The organism is Micromonospora sp. HNM0581, from assembly GCF_012726175.1.
Classification (GTDB): Bacteria; Actinomycetota; Actinomycetes; order Mycobacteriales; family Micromonosporaceae; genus Micromonospora.
Genome location: NZ_JAASAD010000050.1, coordinates 1 through 2,623 on the forward strand (window position 1 = coordinate 1; position 2,623 = coordinate 2,623).

Genomic DNA, 2,623 nt, shown 5'->3' on the forward strand with positions numbered 1-2,623 from the left:
ACTGGGATGGCGCGGGCGTGGATCAGTGGTGTCGACCTGGACTGGGCGGCCATCCATCCGGGCGGGCGGCAGGTCGACCTACCCACCTACGCCTTCCAGCACCAGCGCTACTGGCTCGACGCCCCCACCGCCGCACCGGCCGGCGCCACCGACGACTGGCGGTACCGAGTGGTGTGGCGGGCCACCGACGTCACCACCGGACGGCACCTGACCGGCGACTGGTGGGTCGTCACACCGGACACCCTCACCGACGACCCCCGCGCCACCGCCGTGGCCGACGCGCTCACCGCCCGCGGCGCGACCGTCGTCCGGCTCACCGACACCGCGCTCACCGACCGTGACATCCCCGCCGGGGTCGTATCGTTGCTCGGCCTCGACGACACCTCGGACACCCTCGACGCCGGGCTCTCCGCCGGAGTCACCGGCACCGTACGCCTGGTGCACACCCTCGCCGCCGCCGACTTCACCGGCCGACTCTGGTGCCTCACCTCCGGTGCCGTCGCCGTCGACCCGTACGAGGACCTGCCGCACGCCGCGCAGGCCGGGCTCTGGGGGCTCGGCACCGTCCTGTCCCTCGACTACCCCGGCTGGTGGGGTGGCCTGGCCGACCTACCCGCCGACTGGACGCCCGACACCCTCGACCGACTCGTCGACGTACTCGCCGACGGCGGCGAGGACCAGGTCGCCCTGCGTACGGGCGGGGTGCTCGGCCGACGGATGATCCGCTGGCCCGTCGCCGGGAACCCAGACCGGCGGTGGCGACCCACCGGCGCCGTCCTGGTCACCGGCGGCACCGGCGGCATCGGCGTACAGCTCAGCGAATGGCTCCTCGACCAGGGCGCCGAAAAGGTCGTACTGGCCAGCCGACGCGGCCCGGCCGCCCCCGGCGTCGCCGACCTCGCTGCCCGCCTACCCGGCGTTCAGGTTGTCGCCTGCGACGTGACCGACCGCGACGCGGTCGCCACGCTTCTCGACGGGATCGGCGACGACCTGACCGCCGTCTTCCACGCCGCCGGGGTGCTGGGCGACGCCGCCCCGCTCGGCGAGACCGACCTCGACGACTTCGCCTACGTGTGCCGGGCCAAGGTGCTCGGCGCCACCCACCTCGATGCGCTGCTCGCCGACCGGCCGCTCGACGCGTTCGTCCTTTTCGCCTCCGGCGCGGCCGTCTGGGGCAGCGCCGGGCAGGCCGCGTACGGCACCGGCAACGCCTGGCTCGACGCCCTCGCCCACCAGCGTCGCCGCCGGGGCCGTACCGCCACCTCCGTCGCCTGGGGCACCTGGGGTGGCGGCGGCATGGTCGACGACCAGGCCACCGAACAGCTGCTGCGCCAGGGCACCCCGCCGATGGAACCGCGCCTCGCCCTCAGCGCGTTGCAGCAGGTCCTCGACCACGACGAGAGCCACCTCGTGGTCACCGACATCGACTGGACCCGGTTCACCCCGATCTACACCCTGGCCCGGACCCGGCCGCTGCTCGCCGCGCTCCCCGACGCCCAACAGAACACGGTGGCCACCGCGCCGGCCCGGCCGCGCGACACCTCCGTGCTGGCCGACCTGCCCGACGCCGACCGGCTGCCGTACCTGCTGGACACCGTTTGCACCCACGTCGCGGCCGTCCTCGGATACGACGCCACCACCACCGTCGACGTCCAGCGGCCGTTCCGGGAACTCGGCTTCGACTCGCTGACCGCGGTGGAGCTGCGCAACGCCGTGGGCGAGGCCGTCGGGCTGCGCCTACCCGCCACCATGGTCTACGATCACCCGACCCCGGCCGTGTTGGCCCGCCACCTGTACGACGAACTCGTCGGCACCGCCGTCGCACCCACCGTCACGTCGACCACCGCCGGGCTCACCCCCGACGAGCCGATCGCCATCATCGGCATGAGCTGTCGTTACCCGGGCGGCGTCCGGTCCCCGGAGGACCTGTGGCAGCTCGTCGCCACCGGCACCGACGCGATCAGCGCGTTTCCCGTCGACCGGGGCTGGGACGCCGATGCGCTCTTCGACGCCGACCCGGACCAGCCCGGCACCAGCTACGTGCGCTCCGGTGGTTTCGTCTACGACGCGGGCGCGTTCGACGCCGGGTTCTTCGGCATCTCGCCCCGGGAGGCGATCGCCATGGACCCGCAACAGCGGCTCATGCTCGAAGTCACCTGGGAGGCGTGTGAGCGGGCCGGGATGAACCCCGAGGCGCTGCGCGGCAGCCCGGTCGGCGTGTTCGTCGGCTCCGGCGCCCAGGACTACGGAGACCTGCTGGGCCTCGCCCCCGCCGAGTCGGAGGCGTACCTGAGCACCGGCAGTAGCGCGTCGGTGATCTCCGGCCGGGTGTCGTACGCCCTCGGCTTCGAGGGGCCCTCGATGACCGTCGACACCGCCTGCTCCTCATCCCTGGTCGCCCTGCATCTCGCCAGTCAGGCGCTGCGCGCGGGAGAGTGCGCCACCGCCATCGCCGGCGGTGTGCTGGTGATGGCGAACCCCACCCCGTTCGTGGCGTTCAGCCGGCAACGGGGACTCGCCCCGGACGGCCGCTGCAAGTCGTTCTCCGACGACGCCGACGGCACCGGATGGGCCGAGGGTGTCGGTGTGTTGGTGTTGGAGCGGTTGTCGGATGCGCGTCGTA

General features: G+C 73.4%; 1 protein-coding gene. It reads left to right on the top strand.

Annotated features, from left to right (window positions below; genetic code table 11):
• Positions 1-2,623: type I polyketide synthase (locus tag HCA58_RS22995; RefSeq protein ID WP_169600138.1), on the top strand; the 2,623-nt coding region annotated here is incomplete at both ends.